16 protein-coding genes and 1 tRNA gene are annotated in these 18,656 nt (G+C 71.8%); 3 read left to right on the top strand and 14 right to left on the bottom strand.

Annotated elements, in window-relative coordinates; all coding sequences use genetic code 11:
* Positions 1–42 precede the first annotated feature (42 nt).
* The 3 genes from RF647_RS04245 to RF647_RS04235 form a co-directional block, all read right to left on the bottom strand.
* Entirely contained in the window at positions 43–900 is an 858-nt protein-coding gene (locus RF647_RS04245) for a phage holin family protein (RefSeq protein ID WP_368810649.1), read from the bottom strand.
* Positions 901–1,073: 173 nt separating this feature from the next.
* Complete coding sequence (locus RF647_RS04240) at positions 1,074–1,502, bottom strand: hypothetical protein (RefSeq protein WP_368810648.1); 429 nt, start codon at positions 1,500–1,502, stop codon at positions 1,074–1,076.
* Positions 1,503–1,655: 153 nt separating this feature from the next.
* Positions 1,656–2,885 (bottom strand): heparan-alpha-glucosaminide N-acetyltransferase domain-containing protein, encoded by a 1,230-nt coding sequence (locus tag RF647_RS04235; RefSeq protein WP_368810647.1) that lies wholly within the window; start codon positions 2,883–2,885, stop codon positions 1,656–1,658.
* 296 nt (positions 2,886–3,181) lie between these two features.
* Between RF647_RS04235 and RF647_RS04230 the strand changes: the two genes are divergently transcribed.
* A complete protein-coding gene (locus RF647_RS04230; RefSeq protein WP_284562451.1) occupies positions 3,182–3,445 on the top strand; it encodes a hypothetical protein in 264 nt (87 codons plus the stop codon).
* A gap of 89 nt (positions 3,446–3,534) precedes the next feature.
* On the opposite strand, the gene RF647_RS04225 is transcribed toward RF647_RS04230, so the two are convergent.
* The 9 genes from RF647_RS04225 to RF647_RS04185 form a co-directional block, all read right to left on the bottom strand.
* A tRNA-Asn gene (locus RF647_RS04225) sits at positions 3,535–3,607 on the bottom strand.
* A gap of 79 nt (positions 3,608–3,686) precedes the next feature.
* Entirely contained in the window at positions 3,687–5,567 is a 1,881-nt protein-coding gene (gene dnaG / locus RF647_RS04220; RefSeq protein ID WP_368810646.1) for a DNA primase, read from the bottom strand.
* A gap of 105 nt (positions 5,568–5,672) precedes the next feature.
* Complete coding sequence (locus RF647_RS04215; protein WP_368810645.1) at positions 5,673–7,001, bottom strand: MFS transporter; 1,329 nt, start codon at positions 6,999–7,001, stop codon at positions 5,673–5,675.
* Between the two features lie 115 nt (positions 7,002–7,116).
* The gene (locus tag RF647_RS04210) at positions 7,117–8,448 is read right to left on the bottom strand and encodes a deoxyguanosinetriphosphate triphosphohydrolase (RefSeq protein WP_017834111.1); all 1,332 of its coding nucleotides are present in this window, start codon (positions 8,446–8,448) and stop codon (positions 7,117–7,119) included.
* A gap of 30 nt (positions 8,449–8,478) precedes the next feature.
* On the bottom strand, positions 8,479–9,657 hold the full coding sequence (gene dusB, locus RF647_RS04205) for a tRNA dihydrouridine synthase DusB (RefSeq protein ID WP_368810722.1): 1,179 nt from the start codon (positions 9,655–9,657) through the stop codon (positions 8,479–8,481).
* 79 nt (positions 9,658–9,736) lie between these two features.
* Positions 9,737–10,477 carry a maleylpyruvate isomerase family mycothiol-dependent enzyme gene (locus RF647_RS04200; protein WP_368810644.1) on the bottom strand — a complete coding sequence of 247 codons (741 nt, stop codon included), beginning with the start codon at positions 10,475–10,477 and terminating at the stop codon, positions 9,737–9,739.
* 24 nt (positions 10,478–10,501) lie between these two features.
* Entirely contained in the window at positions 10,502–11,329 is an 828-nt protein-coding gene (locus tag RF647_RS04195) for a fumarylacetoacetate hydrolase family protein (RefSeq protein WP_368810643.1), read from the bottom strand.
* Positions 11,330–11,431: 102 nt separating this feature from the next.
* The gene (locus RF647_RS04190) at positions 11,432–12,532 is read right to left on the bottom strand and encodes a cupin domain-containing protein (RefSeq protein ID WP_368810642.1); all 1,101 of its coding nucleotides are present in this window, start codon (positions 12,530–12,532) and stop codon (positions 11,432–11,434) included.
* 143 nt (positions 12,533–12,675) lie between these two features.
* Positions 12,676–13,479 carry an IclR family transcriptional regulator gene (locus tag RF647_RS04185; protein WP_368810641.1) on the bottom strand — a complete coding sequence of 268 codons (804 nt, stop codon included), beginning with the start codon at positions 13,477–13,479 and terminating at the stop codon, positions 12,676–12,678.
* A 158-nt stretch (positions 13,480–13,637) separates the two neighbouring features.
* Here RF647_RS04185 and RF647_RS04180 point away from each other — a divergent pair, with 158 nt between their 5' ends.
* Positions 13,638–14,945, top strand: a complete 1,308-nt coding sequence (locus tag RF647_RS04180; protein ID WP_368810640.1) for an MFS transporter — start codon at positions 13,638–13,640, stop codon at positions 14,943–14,945.
* Positions 14,946–14,979: 34 nt separating this feature from the next.
* Positions 14,980–16,254, top strand: a complete 1,275-nt coding sequence (locus tag RF647_RS04175; RefSeq protein ID WP_368810639.1) for an FAD-dependent monooxygenase — start codon at positions 14,980–14,982, stop codon at positions 16,252–16,254.
* Positions 16,255–16,289: 35 nt separating this feature from the next.
* Here the strand turns inward: RF647_RS04175 and RF647_RS04170 are convergent, their stop codons facing one another.
* Positions 16,290–17,270 (bottom strand): GNAT family N-acetyltransferase, encoded by a 981-nt coding sequence (locus tag RF647_RS04170; RefSeq protein WP_368810638.1) that lies wholly within the window; start codon positions 17,268–17,270, stop codon positions 16,290–16,292.
* Positions 17,270–18,652 carry a glycine--tRNA ligase gene (locus RF647_RS04165; protein ID WP_017833819.1) on the bottom strand — a complete coding sequence of 461 codons (1,383 nt, stop codon included), beginning with the start codon at positions 18,650–18,652 and terminating at the stop codon, positions 17,270–17,272. The genes RF647_RS04170 and RF647_RS04165 overlap by 1 nt, the downstream gene beginning before the upstream one ends.
* Positions 18,653–18,656: the final 4 nt, after the last annotated feature.

Here is an 18,656-nt window from a genome sequence, read left to right as displayed (position 1 = left end):
CGACCGGTGCGCTCGTCCACGGGGAACCCATGGACGGCGACGTCACCGGAACAGCTTGCGGAGGAAGACGACGAACGCGCTCCCCGCCACGGCCAGCACCGTGAGCGGCTGCCACCGCTCGCCGAGGCCGGACCCGGCGGACGAGCCGGAGGTCGAGCGGGACTTCGCACCGCCCTGGGCGAGCAGGCCCTTCACGTCCTTCGGGGTGGTCTTCACGGTGCGGCTGGTGCGGTCCACGAAGCCCTTGGTGGTGGACTGGATGGTCTCCGCACGGCCCTGCACGTCGTCGCGCAGCGTCTTGAGGTGCTCGCGGCGCAGCTTGAGCCGGTGCCGCAGCTGCTCCTCGGTGGGCGCCGGGGGCTTCTGCTGGGCCGGGTCCTGCGCGGCCTCCCGCTTCTCCTGCTCCTTGCGCTCGCGGGCCAGCTGCTCCTCGCGCTGGACGCGGCTCTCGGTGTAGGCGGAGCCCTCCTTGACCACGCCGAGGTCGTACTTGATCCCGAAGAGCGCCTTGCGCGGCACGAGCGGAAGGGCCTTCTTGATGGTGGACACCCCGATGAGCGCCGCGACGGCCAGGATGATCAGGAACAGCACGGCGAGCAGCAGGGCCGCCAGCCAGGCCGGCATGATCTGCGACAGACCCGCGATCGCCGCACCGACCAGGGCGATCGTGGCGAGCAGCAGGAACACGAGGCCGACGACGACGAAGGCCGCGCCCTTGCCCAGCGTCTTCGCCTTCTCCGTGAGCTCGAGCTTGGCGAGCTGCGCCTCGTCCTTGAGCTGCTTGGGCAGCAGCCTGGCGAAGACCTTGACGACATCGAGGATCGACGCCGATCCGGGGTCGGAGTGCTCCGACCCCGCTCCCGACGCCCCGCCCGTGCTGGGGCCTACCGAATGACTCATGCCCGCCTCCGTTGATGATGAGAAAAGTACGTGGACTGAGCACCAAGCTACCATCGGGGACGCCGCCGGCGGGCGCGCACGGGGCCGCGACGTGACCTGCCGGGACGTGCGGGAGGGCCCGTCCGGTTCCCCGGACGGGCCCTCCCGTCGGTGCGTCGGGATCGGATCCCGTGCTAATCCTTCCCGCCCCGGTCCTTGCCCTTGTCGCCCTTGTCCTTGTCCTTGTCCCAGCGCCGGTCCTCGTCCTGCTCGAAGTACACCCTCACGTACTTCTTCTGGCAGACCTTGTCCGACTTGCCGGTGCGGTCGACCTGGCGGGCGTCCCTGTAGTACTCGCGCCAGTTGCCCCCGTGGCACTTCTCCTTGGCGATGGACGCAGCCTTCTCGAGGCTCTTGTCCTCGTAGCGCTTCGTCTTCCAGTCGCCGCGGTGCTTGTACTTGACGACGACGTCGACCTCGCCGTTCTTGCGCTCGTCCTTCTTGCTGTGCCCCTTGTCGTCGCCCTTGCGATCGTCCTTGCCGTCAGCGAGCGCCGGTCCTGCTCCCCCGAGCAGCAGTCCCGCCACGGCCACACTCGCTACCAGCTTTTCCAGAGTTTTCACTGTGTTCCCCCTTGGTGAATAAGGTGAGTTCAGCTTAATTCGCTTCTGACAAGGGACTCAATAGCAAACGGTGACGTTCCGGACGCGGTACGGTCACGAATCGGAACTACTGTTCCGTACACCCGGCGGTCGGATCCCGCGGAGGCGGAGCCCCTAGTCGCGCCGGGTTCCGGAGGACGCCGCGAGGAACCGTCGCCGGGCACTCTTCGTCACGGCGCCGAGCGCCCGCTCCAGCGGCCCCTGCCCCATGGTCCGCTGCCACGCCACGGCGAACAGGACCGCCGACACGAGCTGGACGGCGAGCCACAGATGGGGCCGGTCCTCGTGGACCTCGAACGACAGGACGACCAGGTGCGCGGTGTACAGGCTCAGGGTCATCGAGCCCATCGCGGACAGCGGCAGCAGCCAGGCCCCGACCACGCGGGAGATCAGCAGGAAGGTGCCCAGGACGGCCATGCCCGTGCCCAGGCTGACCGCGATGGCCAGGGGGGTGTTGGTGTGCGGCGCGTCGACGGCGAGCGACCACCAGGTGTCGGTGGCCAGCCAGTCCTCGCCCCAGACCAGGACCTCGTCCAGTTCCTCCGCGTCCCCTGACGAGGAGGCCAGCAGCCGTTCGTAGCCGCCGAGGCCGTGGAGCAGGACGTACGAGGCCGCCTGCGCGCAGACCGACAGACCCACGCCGGCCGCCAGCAGGCGCAGCTGGGTCGCCCTCCTCCGCAGATCGAGCCGGCCGAGCCCCATGCCGGCCAGCAGATAGGTCAGGTAGGCGAGCGCCGGATAGGTGCCGGTCAGAAGCAGCTGGGCCGCCGTCGCCCCCGGCTCCGTCAGCAGCTCCCCGAACGCGGGGTTGTCGGCGACGGGCTCGGGCAGTGCGTCGCGCAGCGACTGCATGAGCACCGGAGCCACGAGCAGGAAGACCGCAGCCGAGCCGAACAGCGGCTTCGGGCCCGCGCGCAGGAAGGGAACGGCCAGGAGGAAGAACACGCCGTAGTAGATCAGGATGTTGTCCGCCGGCAGGTCGTCGGCCAGCAGGGATCCGATGGCCAGTCCCAGCACCGCGATCAGCACCGCCCGCACCACGAGCGCCGCACGGTCCGCGCCCAGCTCCCGGCCTCCGTGCGGGCGGGTTCCACCGGTGGACAGGGCGAGCCCCACGCCCGCCAGCAGCGCGAACAGCGCCGCCGAGTCCCCGGAGAAGAGGAGGTGCGACCAGGTCGGCTCGCCGGTCTCGTCGTCGGAGGACGGCAGGACGTGGACGGACATGAGACCGATGAGCGCCAGACCGCGGGCCGCGTCGACGCCGGTCAGACGCCTCGACGGCTTCCCCGCGGCGCTCCGGTCCCGGGACGAGGCGGGTCCGGCTGTCCTGGCCGACCAACGCATGGTTCCCCCTGAGATGTCGAGCCTCGTCCGGAAGCCCGCCGAGGATGCGGTCCGGTGCGTCCAGGATCTCGACTCGTCCGGGACCGCCCTGGACTCATGATGCGCCCCGGACTTCCGTCCTCGCTAGGAGGAACATAAGGATTCCATATGACCTGCGCGTACCTCGGAGCGGGGCGGGCAGCCCGTTTCCCGCCGCTTCTGCCCTGTCGGGCAAAGAGCGGGCATTACTTCTGCGACCGGATGCGGGTCAATGGAAGGGAGCCCCGATCGGGGCTCCTGCCGGAAGGACGACCACCATGACCGCCATCCCCCGGGCCCATCCCGCCGAGTCCCTCGTCCGGGCCGGTGTCGTCGGCGCGCTCGCCGCCCGCGGCGTCACCGTCACCTCCGTCGAGATGCTGTTCGACGGCCAGGAGTGGGCCGTGACAGTGTCCCACCACCCGCCCGACATGTCGGAGAGCGACGTGCGGGTGGCGGTCTGGACCGCCGTCCTCAATTACACGGCCGTCTTCGACGTGCCCGCCCCCTCGGAGGGGGTCCGGATCAGCGTCACCGGCTGACGCTCGACGCGCCGGCGCGACGACGGCGTCCGCCCGGGGACGACGGAGGCCCCCACCGGCGTTTCCGCTGGTGAGGGCCTCCTGTGCTGCTCCCCCGACTGGACTCGAACCAGTAACCCTTCGATTAACAGTCGAATGCTCTGCCAATTGAGCTACGGGGGACCGTGCACGCGGACGTGCAACGAGCCATCACTTTACCGTTCCCACCGGGCTTCGACAAATCCGGTTCCGCCCGGTGGCGTCAGTCCTGGCGGAGGCCGCGCCGCTGCATCTCCAGCTCCAGCAGCTCCCGCTGGAGCTCCTGGTAGCGCTCGCGCTGCCCGGTGGGATCCGTGCGCTGGAGCTCCGCCAGCCGGTCCGACTTCCGCCGGTTGATCTGCAGCTCGAAGAGGCGGTTGAGGATGTCCGCGGTGTAGCGCTCCAGCTGCTGCTGCGTGGTGGCCGGCAGCGGGGTCACGGCGAGCTCGGCGAGGTAGCCGTGCAGCGGCTCAGGGAGGTGTCCGCGCACCCCGTCCACCCAGGCCTGTCCGCTCGGCACGGCGGACCCGTCGCTGAGGAGCTCGGCGCGCGCGGCGAGCACGGCGTCGTGCACGGCCCCGTGCACGGGGTAGCGGAAGGCGCTGAGCCCGAACTCCTCCCAGTGCCGCGCGAGCATCAGGTCCGGGCACTGGATGACGGTTTCGAGGGCCTCGCGCTCCATCCGGGCCACGGGCTCGCGCGGGTCGGGCAGCTCGACCGGGGCGGGCCCGGAGGCTTCCGGCTCCGCCGGCCGGTGCAGCGCAGGGGCCTCCTCCCGCTGGGCGCGGCCGGCGGCGTCGACGGCCCGCTGGACCTCCGCCGGCTCGAGCCCGAGCCAGCCCGCGAGCTGCCGCGCGTAGGCGGGGCGCAGGGAGCGGTCGCGGATCCGCGCCACGATGGGCGCGCAGGCGCGCATCGCCCGGATGCGGCCCTCGATGGTGTCCAGGTCGAAGTTCTTCAGCGTCGCCCGGATCGCGAACTCGAACAGGGGGCGGCGGTTCTCCACGAGCTCGGCCACGGCGGCGTCCCCGCGGGCGAGCCGGAGGTCGCACGGGTCCATGCCGTGGGGCTCGACCGCCACGTAGGTCTGCGCCACGAACTTCTGGTCCTCCTCGAACGCGCGCAGGGCGGCCTTCTGCCCGGCGGCGTCGCCGTCGAAGGTGAAGACCACCTCTCCCCCACCGCCGTCATCGGAGAGGAACCGCCGGACGATCTTGATGTGCTCGGCCCCGAAGGCGGTGCCGCACGTGGCCACCGCCGTGGTCACGCCCGCGAGGTGGCAGGCCATGACGTCGGTGTAGCCCTCGACGACGACGAGGCGCCGCTGCCTGGCGATCTCCCGCTTCGCGAGGTCGATGCCGTAGAGCACCTGGGACTTCTTGTACAGGGCGGTCTCGGGGGTGTTGAGGTACTTCGGGCCCTGGTCGTCGTCGTGGAGCTTGCGGGCGCCGAAGCCGATGACCTCGCCGGCGACCGCGCGGATGGGCCAGACGAGCCGGCCGCGGAACCGGTCGTAGAGCCCGCGGTTGCCCTCGGAGAACATCCCGGTGAGCTTGAGCTCCTGGTCCGTGAAGCCGCGCTCCCGCAGGTGCTTGAGGAGGTGGTCCCAGCCGCGGGGCGCGTAGCCCACGCCGTAGCGCCGGGCCGCCTCGCCGTCGAAGCCCCGCTCGCCCAGGAACTGCTGGGCGGGGGCGGCCTGGCGGGTGTAGAGGTTGCGCTGGAAGAACTCCGCGGCGACCTTGTGCGCGTCCAGCAGGCGCTGGCGGCGGCCGACCTCCTCCTTGTTCGGCCCGGAGCCCTGCTCGTAGTGCAGCTCGTAGCCCACCCGGGCCGCGAGCTTCTCCACGGTCTCGGAGAAGGTGGTGTGGTCCATCGTCATGAGGAACGAGATGACGTCCCCGGACTCGTCGCAGCCGAAGCAGTGGTAGGTGCCCATCTGCGGCCGCACGTGGAAGGACGGGGTGCGCTCGTCGTGGAACGGGCAGAGCCCCTTCCAGGAGCCGATGCCGGCGCTCTTGAGGGTGACGTAGCCGTCGACGATCTCCTTGATGTCGGTGCGCGCCCGCACCTCGTCGATGTCCTCGCGTCTGATCAGTCCTGCCACACCGCCAGTCTAGGCGCGCGGCCGGACGGCGGAGGGCCGCCCCGGGCCGCGCGGTGGATCACCGTGCGGCCCGGGGCGGCCCGTGGAGCGGGAGCCGTCAGCGGCTCAGCGGGAGCGTTCCCGCAGGTCCTGCCGGGTCCGGGTGCCGGTCAGGGCGAGCCCGCCCAGGGCACCCACCGCGGCGAAGGCGAAGAAGCCCCACGGGTAGGCCAGGCCCGCGGTCAGCAGGGTGCCCCCGATGATCGGGCCCGAGATCGCCCCGAGCCGGCCGACCCCGGCGGACATGCCCAGCGCCGTGGCGCGCACGCGCGGCGGGTGGTTGGCGGCGGTGAACGCGTAGACGAGCACCTGGGAGGAGAACACGAAGCAACCGGTGACGAAGACCATGGCGTAGATCCCGAGCAGCGGCAGCTTGATCGCCAGGGCCGCGAGCAGCGCGGCCGAGCCGAGGAACCAGATGATGCCCGCTACGCGCGGGGTGATCCGGTCGGCCACCCGGCCGGCGACCGCCAGCCCCGCGATGGCGCCCACGTTCAGGATCAGCAGGAAGCCGAGGGAGTTGCCGAGGTCGTAGTCGGCCGCCCGCATGATCTGCGGCAGCCAGGTGTTGAGGCCGTAGACGAGCAGCAGGCCCATGAAGGAGGCGACCCAGATGGCGATCGAGTTCCGGCGCCATCCGGTGGAGAGCAGCATGGTGGCGCCGACCGTCTCCGCCTGCTCCTCGGCGGTGTGGTGCTCGAGGTGCACGCCGTAGTGCGCCGCCACGGCGCGCGCCTCGGCCATCCGCCCCTTGGACGCGAGGAACGAGGGGGACTCGGGGAGGAACACGAGCATGAGGGGCACGAGGACGAGCGCCGGCAGGGAGCCCAGGACGAACATCTCCTGCCAGCCGAACTGGACGACGACGACGATGGCGAGCGCCGCGGTGAGCACCGCGCCCACGTGGTAGCCGGTCATCACCAGGGTCGTGGCGTTGGAGCCGCGGCCGAGGCGGGCGAACTCGGTGACCATCGCGATGGCGGTGGGCAGGCACCCGCCCAGGCCCAGGCCGGCGAGGAAGCGCAGCAGGCCGAAGACGAACACGCTCGGGGAGAACGCCGCGGCGAAGGTCAGCAGGGAGAACATGATCACGGCGCCGATGAGCATCTTGCGGCGGCCGAGCCGGTCGGTGAGGTAGCCCATGGTCAGCGCGCCGATCATCATGCCCACGAGGCCGACGGTGGCCACGGCGGTTCCCTGCGCGGTGGTCATCCCGAGCTCGTTGTTCTCGAGCATGGACGGCAGCACCGCGCCCAGGACCACGGCGTCGAAGCCGTCCAGCAGCACCGCGATCCAGCACAGCGGCGCCACCCACGCCCGGGAGCGGAGGACGGGCCGGGCGCCCGGGGAGGAGGGGGACGCGGCCTGCGGGGCGGGTCCGGTGGAGTTTTCCATGACGATCAGACCTTTGTGAGGAGGAGCACAAACGCGCCGAGTCTAGGGAGCGGCACCGCGTGCGACCCAGCGCACAGTCATTGAACGGGATCGGTCGCCGCCCCGGTGGGGTGGCTCACCAGAGCGGCTTGTCCCCCACCCGCCAGTGGGTGCCGCGGATCCGGTCGTGCAGGGACACGGCGGACAGGTCGGTGAGGGACGCGATCTGGTCCACGACGAGGCGCAGGCGGGCGGCCTCCGTGCCCGGCCCGTCGCCGAGGTCGTGCCAGTCGGCGGTGAAGGCGGGCGAGAGGAAGCGGCCGTCGGAGTCCATCAGCGCCCCCACCAGGATCGAGAGCACCTCCTGCTGGTTGTCGTAGATCGGCTGGGCGTCGCGCACCGTGATGACGTAGGTCGTGGCGATGCCCTTGAGCACGCCGATCTCCTCCGTGGTCCCCTCCGGCACCACGAGCTGGGCGTCGTAGCGGGTCAGCGGGTCCTCGCCGTAGATGTCCCGGGTGGCGCCGACCGCGGACATCGCGAAGCGGCCGATGAGCTGGCTCGTCATGTTCTTCAGCCGGGCGAGGTCCTTGCGGGACCCGTCCATCTCCCGGACCCACAGGGACGAGTCCTCGAGGCGGGTCAGGGCGGCGTCGAGGGACTCCGGCGCGGCCTCGGGCAGGTACCAGCGCCGGGTGAGCTCGAGCACCCGGTCCCGCTGGGTGGTGTCGGCGAGCCAGCCCAGCTGCACGAGCCCGGAGGCGATCGCGTCCTCGACGTCGTGCACGGAGTAGGAGATGTCGTCCGAGAGATCCATGACCTGTGCCTCGAGGCACTTGGTGCGCGCCGGGGCGCCGTCGCGCAGCCACGCGAACACCGGCAGGTCGTCCGTGTAGACCCCGAACTTCGGGGACCTGGTCCCGTCCGGGCGCAGCGGCGCCTCGTGGGCCTCCCACGGGTACTTGCACACGGCGTCCAGCACGGCGCGGGTGAGGTTCAGGCCGGCGGGCCGCCCGTCGTCGTCGAGCACCTTGGGCTCGAGCCGGGTCAGCAGGCGCAGGGTCTGCGCGTTGCCCTCGAAGCCGCCGATGTGCTGGGTCAGCCGGTGCAGGGCCGCCTCCCCGTTGTGCCCGAACGGCGGGTGGCCGAGGTCGTGGGAGAGGCAGGCGGCGTCGACGACGTCGGGGTCGCAGCCGAGCATCCGGCCCAGCTCCCGGCCGATCTGGGCGACCTCGAGGGAGTGGGTCAGACGGTTGCGCACGAAGTCGTCGGTGTCCGGGGAGACGACCTGGGTCTTGGCCGCCAGCCGCCGCAGCCCCGAGGAGTGCAGGATCCGGGCGCGGTCCCGCTCGAAGTCGGAGCGGTACTTGTTGTGGTGGTCCTCCGCCACCCAGCGCGCGACGTCGCGGGCCTCGTAGCCCGGGGCGGGCGCGCCGGTGCGGTCGATCTCGATGGACGTGTGGGGCATGCCCGGTCCTTTCCGTGTGGTGGGGACGGCTCAGCCGCCGGAGACGTCGAGCTCCGCCGCGACCAGCCCCAGCCGCTCGGCGTCCCCCAGCTCGCGGGAGCCCAGCCAGCCGTCCGGCAGGTGCGGCTTCTTCGGGGAGCCGGCGCGGCCCCGCGGGCCCTCGACCGCCTCGCCCGGGTAGCCGAGGGACAGGTCGAGCTCGTCCAGCAGCTCGCGCAGGGTCGCGAGGTCCGGCACCTGGGCCATCCTGGCGCGCAGCTCACCGCCCACCGGATACCCCTTGAAGTACCAGGCGACGTGCTTGCGGATGTCGCGCAGCCCCTTGGCCTCGTCGCCGAACATCTCCACGAGCAGCTCGGCGTGGCGGTAGATGGTGCGGGCGACCTGGTCCACCCCGGGGCGGAAGCGGTCGGGGCGGCCCTCGAAGGCGGCCTGCAGGTCCCCGAAGAGCCAGGGCCGGCCCTGGCAGCCGCGGCCGACGACCACGCCGTCCACGCCGGTCTGCTCGACCATGCGCACGGCGTCCTCGGCGCTCCAGATGTCCCCGTTGCCGAGCACGGGCACGTCCGGCAGGGCCTCGCGCAGCTGCGCGATGGCGTCCCAGTCCGCGGTCCCCGAGTAGTGCTGCTCGAGGGTGCGCCCGTGCAGGGCCACGGCCGCGACGCCGCTGTCGCGGGCGATCCGGCCGGCCTCCAGGAAGGTGAGGTGCCCGTCGTCGATGCCCTTGCGCATCTTGACCGTCACGGGGACGTTCCCGCGGGAGGCCTCCTGGACGGCCGTGCGCACGATCGCGGTGAACAGGTCGGTCTTCCAGGGCAGGGCGGAGCCGCCGCCGCGCTTGGTGACCTTGGGGACGGGGCAGCCGAAGTTCAGGTCGATGTGGTCGGCCCGGTCCTCCTCGACGACCATCCGCACGGCCTGCCCGACGTGGACGGCGTCCACGCCGTAGATCTGGATGGAGCGGGGCGTCTCGTCCGGGTCGTGGTCGATGATCCGCATCGACTCAGGCCGGCGTTCCACGAGGGCGCGGGCCGTGACCATCTCGGTGACGTACAGGCCGCCGCCGTACTCGCGGCACAGCCGGCGGAACGCCTTGTTGGTGACCCCGGCCATCGGCGCCAGCACCACGGGGACGTCGATCGTGAGCTCGCCCAGGTGCAGCGGCGGCAGGTCGAGCCGGGCGGGGTGGTTCTCGGTACGGGTGTCCATCACCGGGGAATTCTCTCACGGACGGCAGCGGCGCAGGGCCCCGGGGTGCTCCCCGGAGCCCTGCGCCGGCCGGCGCGGGTCAGATCCAGCGCGGGTTCGCCACGTCGGCGCCGACCTCGAGGCGGGCCCCGCCGCGCCCGGAGGCCCACTGCGCGACCGCGGCCAGGTCCCCGCGCACCAGGATCCCCGCGTCCTGGCCGGCTCCGGCCCCGAGCTCACCGAGCTCCGGGGCGTCGGAGACCTGGATCCGCAGCCCGGGGTCCTTGTCCTGTCCCGCCCAGTTGCCGGTCACGTCCTTCAGCAGCCGGGTCAGGACCTCGGCCGGGACGTCCGAGAAGCGGGCCCCGTTGTCGAGGTCGACCGCGTGGATCCAGACCTCGCGGTTGCGCATCCAGACGGTCTCCGTGGCCGGCACGGTCCTGCCCTGGGCGGTCCGCACCTCGTGGCCCCACGCCGCCTCCGGGGTGTCCCGCCACTCGACGTTCAGCGACACCGAGGCGTGGTCGTCGAGGTGGCGCAGCGCCCGGGCCGGCAGGGTCGCCCCATAGGCGATCTCCTGGTTGCGGGCCTGAGGGGAGGAGTACATCGGGGTCTCCACCCCGGTGTTGGCCCACTGCACGAGCCGGGTCAGGGCGCGGGCGTTGTAGCCGACGTGGGCGATGACGTGCCGCCGGGACCAGCCGGGCAGCAGCGAGGGTCCGTCGAGCTCGTCGTCGGCGAGCTCGTTGACCTTGCGGGACCAGAACGCCGTGCCCCGGCGCACCAGCAGCAGCTGGGCCTTGAGGTCCTCGTCGGTGGTGAGGTCCTGACGGGCGACCATGGCTGACTCCTCTCGTGCCCGCGCTCAGGCGGGGTCGACGATCTTGTTGGTGAGCACGCCCAGACCGTCGATCTCGACCTCCACCACGTCGCCGGACTTCAGGAAGACCTGCGGGTTGCGGGCCCGGCCCACCCCACCGGGAGTGCCGGTGAGGATGATGTCCCCGGGGTTCAGCGGCAGCATCGTGGAGAAGTAGGCCACGAGGTGCTCCGGGGTGAACAGCAGGTCCCCGATCGAGTGCTCCTGCATGGTCTCGCCGTTGACCCGGGTGTGCAGGACGGCCTGCTTCGGGTCGAACTCGTCGGCGGTGACCATGACGGGGCCCACCGGGGTGGACTTCGCCCAGATCTTGCCCTGCAGCCACTCCTTGGTGCGGAACTGCCACTCGCGCATGGAGATGTCGTTGGCGGCGGCGTACCCGGCGATGTACTGACCGGCGTCGGCCTCGTCCACCTTGTACGCGCGCTTGCCGACGACGACGACGAGCTCGCCCTCCCAGTCCAGCTGGGGGTCCTCGGCGACGGCCTCGATGTCGTCGTTCGGGCCGGTGAGGGTCTCGGTGAACTTGGCGAAGATCGTGGGGTAGGACGGCAGGTCGCGGCCCATCTCCTGGATGTGGCTCTTGTAGTTGAGCCCCACGCACAGGACCTTGCCGGGGTCGGCGACGATCGTCTCGAGCTCGGCACCGGCGGCCGGGTGCGTCGGTCCGGAGGCGTCGGCGGCGATCTGCTGCCAGTTCTCCGCCGCGAGCAGGGCGCCGAGGTCGGGGCAGCCCTCGATCTCAGTGAACACCTCGCCGTCGAGGCGGGCGGCCGTGGTGGTCCCGTTGGTGCGCAGGGTTGCAAGCTTCATCGGTCAGTGTCTCCTGGGTCGGTGTGCGGTGGCGCCCGGCGGGGCGCCACGGACGTGGTCCGGCGCGCGGGGCGGTCCGCTCCGCGCGCCGGGGGTGCGGTGCTACTTCTCCTCGCCCTCCACGAAGGTGCGGTGGAAGTTCAGCTTCTCGACGATCGGCTGGTCGCCGAACCTGAACAGGTCGAACCCGGTCTCGGCCTGGATCTGCCAGGCGGTCCAGGACGGGACGACCACCAGGTCGCCCTTCTCCACGACACGGACCTCGCCGTTGAGCACGAACCGGCCGCGGCCCTCGAAGACCTGGTAGACGCTGGAGCCGACCTCGCGGGTGGTGCGGGTCTCGGTGCCGGGGCGGAAGCGGTGGAACTCGGCCCGGATGGTGGGCATGACGTCCCCGCCGGTGGTGGGGTTCACGAAGCGCACGGCCGCGTGGCCCTGCTCCACGGTGGCGGGGTAGCCCTCGTCCTCGATGGCCAGCTGCTCGGACAGCGCCCGGTCGGTGTGCTCCCACCGGTAGGCCCCGATCGGGGAGGACACGGTTTTGCCCAGACCCGACAGGGGCCGCAGGCCCGGGTGGCACCACAGCCGCTCGGACCGCGACAGCTCCGGGGTGGACTCGTCGGTCACCCGGTCGATGCCGAACTCGAAGAACGCGGTGTCGGTGTAGTGCACGAACGGGATGTCGAGGCCGTCGATCCACGCCATGGGTTGGTCGAGCTCGTTGTGGTGGCCGTGGAAGTTCCAGCCCGGGGTGAGCAGGAAGTCCCCGCGGGACATCCGCACCGGGTCGCCGTTGACCACGGTCCACACACCCTCGCCCTCGACCACGAAGCGGAAGGCGTTCTGGGAGTGCCGGTGCTCGGGCGCCACCTCGTGGCCGCCGAGGTACTGGATGGCGCACCACAGGGTGGGGGTGGCGTACGGGCGCCCGCCCAGACCGGGGTTGGCCAGCGCGATGGCCCTGCGCTCCCCGCCGCGGCCCACGGGCACCAGGTCCCCGGCCCGCTGCGCCAGCGGCAGCAGGCTCTTCCACTCCCACACGAACGGGACGGCCGCCGAGGCCGGGGCCTCCGGCATGAGGTCGCCGATCTCCGTCCACAGCGGGACCATGTGGCCCGACTCGAAGTCCTGGTAGAGGGCCTCGAGCTGGGCCTGCTCCTGAGGCGTGGGGGCCGGGACCGTCATCTGGTTGTCGTGACTCATGGTGAGCTCCTCGGTGCTCGCGGGTCGCGGGGCGGACCACCCTGCGCTGTGATGTGAGTTACTAGCCACGCTAGAGCAGGCACCGACGGGACCGGCAATGAATTCTGCTGGATGGAAACTTCCTCCGGTGCTCCGCGACCGCTTCACCGGGGCCGACCGGACTCGATCTCCGCGGCGATCTCCCCCTCGATCTCCCGGCACACCTCCCGCAGCGCCCGGATCACCGCCCGGTCCTCGATCACGCCGGCCCGCTGCACGGGCACGGACACCGACAGAGCGACCAGGGGGCGCCCCTCGGGATCGCGCACGGCGCAGGCCACGGCGGAGACACCGCGCTCGGCCTCCTCGCGGTTGAAGGCCAGTCCCACGGAGCGGATCATCGCGAGGGACCGGACGAAGGAGCCGAAGGCGGCCTCGTCCAGGTACTCCCCCACGGTCCGGGCCGAGCCCGTGCGGAACAGCCGCGCGAGGTCCTCCTCGGAGAGGTAGGACAGGAGGAGCTTGCCCGCGGAGGTGGCGGCCGCCGGGAGGACGGCGCCGCGCCGGTCGCCGACCTTGAGCAGTCCCGCCCCCTCCACGGAGCTGAGGAAGCGGACCGTGGTGCCAACCCTGACCATGAGGTTCGTGGTCTCGTGGGTCCGCTCGCTGAGCAGCTCCAGGTAGGGCTGCACGAGAGCGCGCAGCCGGCTGTGCGAGCCGGACTCGGGGACCGAGACGCCGAGCCCCGGCCCCGCGAGGTAGCGGCGGGAGTCGTCCTGGACGGCGAAGCCGCGGTAGACGAGCATCGACAGGAGGCGGTGCGCGGTGGAGGGGGCGACCCCCAGCTCCTGCGCCACGTCCTTGAGCCGCACCCCGCCGGAGTCGCGCAGCATCTGGAGCAGGCGCAGGACGTTGTCCACGGACTGCAGGGAGTAGGCCGGCTTCCGCTCCAGGTCCTGGTTCTGCACGGGCCCAGTCTAGGCGCCCGCCGCACCCCGGTGGAGATCCACGGCACACCGTTTGTTCCATCCAGCAGAATAAGTTTCGGGGCGTGCCGGTCGCGGGCACATCCTGGTGTGACGCGCCGCACGTCGGTGGCGCCCCGCACCTGTGAAACGGAGTCCCGATGTCCGCAACGACTCGCGCCGCCGCCGCCCCGCCCGCCCCGGTGGGCCGGCGCGCCCGATGGATCGCCGTGCTGGTCTGCTGGCTGCTCATCGTCTTCGACGGCTACGACCTGATCGTCTTCGGCACGGTCAAGCCCTCGCTCATGGAGGAGTGGGGGATGTCCCAGGCGACCGCCGGCACGGTGGGCTCCTCGGCGTTCCTCGGCATGATGATCGGGGCGGTCTTCGCCGGGCGGCTCTCCGACGGGCTGGGCCGGAAGAAGACGGTCGTCTGGTGCACGGTGGTGTTCTCCCTGGCGACTGTGGCGTGCGCCGTGGCCCCCGACGAGTGGGTCTTCGCGCTGCTGCGCCTCGTGGCGGGGCTCGGCCTGGGCGGTCTCGTCCCTTCGGCCAACGCCCTCGCCGCGGACTTCATCCCGCCCCGGTGGCGCTCGGCCATGGCCACGCTCATGATGTCCGGCGTGCCGATCGGCGGCTCGCTCGCCGCCCTGACCGGCATCCCCGTGATCCCGGCGGACTGGCTCGGCTGGGACGGCTGGCGATGGATGTTCGTCTTCCCCGTCCTGGCCCTCGTCGTGCTCGTGCCCGTGGCCCTGAAGGTGATCCCCGCCGATCCCGGCCGGGAGCAGCGGGCCGCCGCGGCCGCCGCGCAGGTGCACAGGCCCGGTTTCGGGTCCCTGCTCCGCCCGCCCTACCTGACCATGAGCATCCTGTTCGCCGCCGCCACCCTCGCGACCCTCTTCGCCTGGTACGGGCTGGGCACCGAGCTGCCGAACCTCATGCGGTTGCAGGGCGCGCAGATCGGCGGGGCCCTGACGTTCGCGCTCGTCCTCAATCTCGGCGCGGTGCTGGGCTCCGTGCTCACGGCCTGGGCCGGGGACCGGTTCGGCCCGGTGCTCACCGGCGCCGTTGCCTCGGGCGCCGCCGCGGCCGGGCTGCTCGTGATCATGGTCGTCGGCGACGAGCCGGTCTGGCTGATCTACCTGATGCTCGTGCTCGCCGGTGTCGGCACGCACGGCACGCAGTCCCTGATCATCGGCGCCATCACCCTGTACTACCCGGACAGCCTCCGCGGCACCGCCCTCGGCTGGGCCCTGGGCGTGGGGCGCATCGGCGCCGTCCTCGCCCCGCAGACGGCGGGGCTCGTGCTCGGCGCCTACGCCGACCCCGCCGACGGCGTCCACCCCGTGTTCCTGCTCTTCGCGGGTGCGGCGGCCGTCGCCACGGTCCTGCAGTTCGCCCTCCTGCCCGCCATCACCAAGGCCCGCCAGGCGCCCCGGGTCGTACGGACCCAGCCGGTTGCCTGACATCGTCCCGCACAGCTCGAAAGGAATCACCACCATGGCACAGCACACCAAGGTCCTCGTCATCGGAGGCGGCATCGGCGGCTTCGGCAACGCCCTCGCCCTGCGCCGGCTCGGCGCGGAGGTCGAGCTCGTGGAGCAGGCCCCCGAGTTCGGGGAGGTCGGCGCCGGCCTGCAGATGTCCCCCAACGCCACCCGTCTGCTGCGCGAGTGGGGGGTGCTCGACCGGGCCGTCGAGACCGGCGTGGCCCCCCGGTACATCGTCTTCCGCGACGCCCTCACGGGCGAGGAGCTGCTCCGGGAGGACGTCACCGGCGAGTACTACGAGCGCTACGGCGCCCCCTACATCGTGGCCCACCGCTCGGACCTGCACCGCCTGCTCATGGAGGAGTGCGCCGAGCTCGGCGTGACCCTGCACAACAACGTCCGGGTGGCGAAGACCGAGAACGTGGAGGTCGACGGGCGCGCCGTGGCCCGGGCGACCGCCGACGACGGCCGGGTCTTCGAGGCCGACGCGATCGTCGCCGCGGACGGGATCAGGTCCGTGGTCCGCTCGCAGCTCTCCGACGACCAGCCCGTCGGCTCCGAGTACGTGGCCTACCGCGGCGCACTGCCGATCTCGCAGATCACCCACGCCGGGGACATGGAGGCCGTGGTCGTGTGGATGGGCCCCGAGTGCCACCTCGTCCAGTACCCGTTGCGCCAGGGAGAGCTGTTCAACACCGTGGCCGTCTACCGCTCGCCGTCCTTCGCCGCCGGTCAGCTCGTCTACGAGGGCGACGCCGAACTGCGCGAGGCCTACCGGGACTGCGTGCCGGAGGTCCAGGCGGCGCTCGACAACCTCAGCCACGTGCAGCGCTGGCCCATGTTCGACCGCGTGCCGATCGAGAACTGGGTGGACGGCAACATCGCCCTGGCCGGCGACGCCGCGCACCCGATGCTGCAGTACCTCGCCCAGGGCGCCTGCCAGGCCCTCGAGGACGCCGCCGCCCTGGAGGCCATCGCCGCGAGGTCCGTGTTCGCGGACCCGGAGCACCACGACGCCTCCCGGTGGAACGCCGTGTTCCGGGAGTACAACGCCGTCCGCCAGCCGCGCACCGCGCGGATCCAGACGACGGCGCGGGTGTGGGGCGAGTCCTGGCACCTCACCGGCCCCGTCGAGCGGACCGTGCGCAACATGCTGTGGAAGTCCGCGGACCGGCACGGCATCTGGGACTACACCGACTGGCTCTACGGGGAGCAGGACTACACCGGCGCCGAGGTCGGCGACCGGGCCGAAGTCCGGCGCGTCGACGCGAGCACGGCCGGCTGAGCACGTCCCCGCGTGCCGGTGCTCGGCCCGTGCGCTCAGTCCCCGGGCTCCGCGAGGACGACGGAGGTCTCCACGACCGTGGCGGCACCGGCCGCCAGGAGGTTGTCGACGACGGCGGTCAGCGGCTCCATCGACCCGTCCACCTGGAACTGCACGGGGTGGTGGTGGGCCAGCAGTGCGAGCAGCTGCTCGAGCGCGGGACCTGCCGCGGCGTCCCCCGGCATCCAGCCGAGCACGACGTGGGCGGGCTCGTCCGGCGCGTCCTCCGGGGCGGGGGCGGCGGGGGCGGCGTCGAGCTCGACGGGCCGGTAGCTCACGGCGAACGCGGAGATCCTGCCCCGCTCCCCCGGGCCCACGCCGTTGCGCAGCACGAGCGCCCCGAAGGCGTGCGCGGCGTCGGAGAGGAACAGCTGGTTGACCCGTCCCACGGACAGGTCCGCCGGCTCGTCCCAGGCGTGCACGGCCCGGTAGAACGCCCACAGCGCCCGGGTCAGTTCGACCGAGCCGGTGGCCAGGTCCTCGACGGCCTGCGCCGGTGTCCCGTCGGGGTGCTCCCGCAGCGGCTGGAGGGGCAGGGCCCCGGCCGCCACCCTGACCACGCGCGAGCCCTGGACGGGGTCCAGGCCGGCGGCCCGGGCGAAGCGCTCGCCGGACGAGCCGGGCGCCGCCTTCGTGCGCAGGGCCTGCACGCCCGAGGGCGAGCCCGCCGCCTCGGTGCGCAGCCGCTCCAGCAGGGCCCGCCCGAGGCCTTCGCCGCGGCGGTCGGGGGCGACCTCCACGTAGGCCCACAGCCGCGACGGGTGCAGCGCCGACTCGTAGACCGTGCCGGCGGCGACCGGCACGCCGGAGTCCTCCGCCACGACCGTGCGGGACCACGGGTCGTCGTCGTCAGGGCGCAGGGTCGCCCGGAAGGCGGCGGCCTGGGGCGTCTCCGGGTCGGGCCACACCTCGAGCAGCCGCAGGTCGTCCCCGTCCCGCCAGGGCCGCAGCCCGGGGCCGGTCAGCGCGCCGCTCATCAGCGGACGAGCTTCCCGGCGAGGTAGGACTTCACCTGGTCGAGGGCCACGCGCTCCTGGGTCATCGCGTCCCGCTCGCGGATGGTCACGGCCTGGTCCTCGAGGGTGTCGAAATCCACCGTGATGCAGAACGGGGTGCCGATCTCGTCCTGGCGGCGGTAGCGGCGCCCGATCGCCCCCGAGTCGTCGAAGTCGATGTTCCAGTTCCGGCGCAGCTCGGCGGCCAGGTCCTTGGCCTTCGGCGAGAGGTCCTCGTTGCGGGACAGCGGCAGCACCGCGGCCTTGACCGGGGCCAGGCGCGGGTCCAGCTTGAGGACCGTGCGCTTGTCCACCCCGCCCTTCGAGTTGGGCGCCTCGTCCTCGGTGTACGCGTCCACGAGGAAGGCCATCATCGACCGGGTCAGGCCGAAGGACGGCTCGATCACGTACGGGACGTAGCGCTCGTTGGTCTGCTGGTCGAAGTAGCTGAGGTCGGTGTTGGAGTGCTCGTTGTGCACGCCGAGGTCGTAGTCGGTCCGGTTGGCCACGCCCATGAGCTCGCCCCACGGGTTGCCCTGGAAGCCGAACCGGTACTCGATGTCGATGGTGCCGGCGGAGTAGTGCGCCCGGTCGTCCTCGGGGACGTCGTAGCGGCGCATGTGGTCCGGGTCGATGCCCAGGTCCGTGAACCAGTTCCAGCACGCCTCGACCCACTCGTCGAAGAAGTGCCCGGCCTCGGACGGGTGGGTGAAGTACTCGATCTCCATCTGCTCGAACTCGCGCGTGCGGAAGATGAAGTTGCCGGGGGTGATCTCGTTGCGGAACGCCTTGCCGATCTGCCCGATGCCGAACGGCGGCTTCTTCCGGGCGGCGGTGACCACGTTGTTGAAGTTCACGAAGATGCCCTGGGCGGTCTCGGGCCGCAGGTAGTGCAGGCCCTCCTGGTTGTCGACCGGGCCGAGGAACGTCTTGAGCAGCCCGGAGAACTGCTGCGGATCGGTCCACTGGCCCTTGGTCCCGCAGTTGGGGCAGGGGATCTCGGCCATGCCGTTCTCGGGGGCGCGGCCCTTCTTCTCCTCGAAGGCCTCGACCAGGTGGTCCTGGCGGGCGCGCTTGTGGCAGGAGGTGCACTCCACGAGCGGGTCCGTGAAGGTCGCCACGTGCCCCGAGGCCTCCCACACGGCCTTCGGGAGGATGATCGAGGAGTCGAGGCCCACCATGTCCTCGCGCCCGCGCACGAAGGTCTGCCACCACTCGTGCTTGATGTTCTCCTTGAGCTCCGCGCCGAGGGGCCCGTAGTCCCAGGCCGAGCGGGAACCGCCGTAAATCTCACCCGCCTGGAACACGAAACCGCGGCGCTTGGCCAGCGAGATGACGTTGTCCAGCGTGGACTTGGGGGCCATGTGG

The organism is Kocuria sp. CPCC 205263 (assembly GCF_040981075.1).
GTDB classification, from domain to species: domain Bacteria; phylum Actinomycetota; class Actinomycetes; order Actinomycetales; family Micrococcaceae; genus Kocuria; species Kocuria rosea.
The sequence above is the reverse complement of the archived record's forward strand: the minus strand, read 5'-3'. Positions and strand labels throughout refer to the sequence as shown.

What these genes read in the sequence shown, in the direction of transcription:
- RF647_RS04245 (WP_368810649.1), bottom strand. Translation starts at nt 900, where the DNA reads ATGAGTCATTCGGTAGGCCCCAGCACGGGCGGGGCGTCGGGAGCGGGG.
- RF647_RS04210 (WP_017834111.1), bottom strand. Translation starts at nt 8,448, where the DNA reads ATGCCCCACACGTCCATCGAGATCGACCGCACCGGCGCGCCCGCCCCG.
- RF647_RS04235 (WP_368810647.1), bottom strand. Translation starts at nt 2,885, where the DNA reads ATGCGTTGGTCGGCCAGGACAGCCGGACCCGCCTCGTCCCGGGACCGG.
- RF647_RS04230 (WP_284562451.1), top strand. Translation starts at nt 3,182, where the DNA reads ATGACCGCCATCCCCCGGGCCCATCCCGCCGAGTCCCTCGTCCGGGCC.
- RF647_RS04195 (WP_368810643.1), bottom strand. Translation starts at nt 11,329, where the DNA reads ATGAAGCTTGCAACCCTGCGCACCAACGGGACCACCACGGCCGCCCGC.
- RF647_RS04175 (WP_368810639.1), top strand. Translation starts at nt 14,980, where the DNA reads ATGGCACAGCACACCAAGGTCCTCGTCATCGGAGGCGGCATCGGCGGC.
- RF647_RS04180 (WP_368810640.1), top strand. Translation starts at nt 13,638, where the DNA reads ATGTCCGCAACGACTCGCGCCGCCGCCGCCCCGCCCGCCCCGGTGGGC.
- dusB (WP_368810722.1), bottom strand. Translation starts at nt 9,657, where the DNA reads ATGGACACCCGTACCGAGAACCACCCCGCCCGGCTCGACCTGCCGCCG.
- RF647_RS04200 (WP_368810644.1), bottom strand. Translation starts at nt 10,477, where the DNA reads ATGGTCGCCCGTCAGGACCTCACCACCGACGAGGACCTCAAGGCCCAG.
- RF647_RS04215 (WP_368810645.1), bottom strand. Translation starts at nt 7,001, where the DNA reads ATGGAAAACTCCACCGGACCCGCCCCGCAGGCCGCGTCCCCCTCCTCC.
- RF647_RS04170 (WP_368810638.1), bottom strand. Translation starts at nt 17,270, where the DNA reads ATGAGCGGCGCGCTGACCGGCCCCGGGCTGCGGCCCTGGCGGGACGGG.
- RF647_RS04190 (WP_368810642.1), bottom strand. Translation starts at nt 12,532, where the DNA reads ATGAGTCACGACAACCAGATGACGGTCCCGGCCCCCACGCCTCAGGAG.
- RF647_RS04165 (WP_017833819.1), bottom strand. Translation starts at nt 18,652, where the DNA reads ATGGCCCCCAAGTCCACGCTGGACAACGTCATCTCGCTGGCCAAGCGC.